This is a genomic window from Mesorhizobium neociceri (genome assembly GCF_013520985.1).
Taxonomy (GTDB): domain Bacteria; phylum Pseudomonadota; class Alphaproteobacteria; order Rhizobiales; family Rhizobiaceae; genus Mesorhizobium; species Mesorhizobium neociceri.
Map to the genome: position 1 here is coordinate 1 of NZ_JACDTY010000052.1, position 1,192 is coordinate 1,192.

1 protein-coding gene is annotated in these 1,192 nt (G+C 65.5%); it reads right to left on the reverse strand.

Annotation, left to right across the window (positions count from 1 at the left end; translation table 11 throughout):
* A partial coding sequence (locus tag H0241_RS35255) for an ISL3 family transposase (protein ID WP_181062289.1) occupies nucleotides 1–1,096 on the reverse strand: 1,096 nt, incomplete at its 3' end.
* Between the last annotated feature and the right edge of the window lie 96 nt (nucleotides 1,097–1,192).

Sequence of the window (1,192 nt, forward strand, 5' to 3'; positions counted from 1 at the left end):
GGTGCAACCCGTTACGTTGGCCTTCCTGCCAGCGTCCTTCGAGATACTCCTGGAAAGGATCCATGAGAACCGAGCGCGCGGGCGGCCGCCGGTGCTCGGGCTCCCCGCCCGCTGCAAGCCAGCGCTCGACCGTTCTCACGCTCATGCCGGTCCGGGGCGCGATCTGTCGCGGCGACATGCCGGTCGTCCGCAAATCAAGGACTTCTGCATAGAGTTCACTGCGCTGGTTGCGGCGCGACCGGCGCAGGCCATCAAGCTTCGGGGAAGTCTCCACTGATGGTTCCGGATTGGCGTCGTCATCGCCACTCATCTCGGCCATCATCGCCTTTCCGGCGGCACTGACCGCTTTGCGATGGCGGCCGAGGGCCAGACGCAACGCTTCGCCCAGGTTCTGGAGAAGATGCCAGCGGTCGGCGACCTGCGTTGCATCGGGCGCACCGCGACGGGCGCCGTCAGCATAAACGCCGGCGCGATCGCGAGCGATGACTTCGATGCCCGGATGACGTTTCAGCCATGACGCGACCGTGTGGGCATTTCGGTCCGGCAATAGATCCAGCACGCGGTTGCGCTCCAGATCGCAGATGATCGTTCCGTAGCGCTGCCCCTTGCGCCAGGCCCAGTCGTCGATGCCGACCACCCGCGGCGCGTCCGGCGGGTCGAACCCGGCTGCGCGGATCATCCGCAGCAGCGTATCGCCGCTTACCGGCATGGCGAGTTTGCGCGACAGGCGCGAGCCGGATTCACCGCCGACCGCGAAGCCGATCACCAACTGGCTCTCGCCGAGGCGGGCGGTGCGTCTCGCTTTCGGCTGCACCGTTTCCGGCAATCGTTCCGTAAAGATCCGCTGACGGCATTGCGGATCGGGGCAACGGAACCGCCTGGCGTGAAGTCGGATTTCGACAACCCGTCCCTGCCACGGCAGATCAGCCACCCGGCGCATGTAGTGGCTGTGGACGCGTCCGGTTCGGCAGCCGCAGGAGGGACAGCACGATTCTGTCGCCTTCGGCCGGGCTACAAGCACCACCTTGTCGGCCTGTGGGAGAATTTGGACAATCGAAAGCTCGGGCGAGACCAGCGAGCGGAAGGCATGGAGCACGGGCGAATCACCGGCGTCGACTGCGATTCCGACTCTATGGACTCATTCGCACCGCCCGTGAATCCCGGCACCTGCACCAAATATGCGGAAGATCCC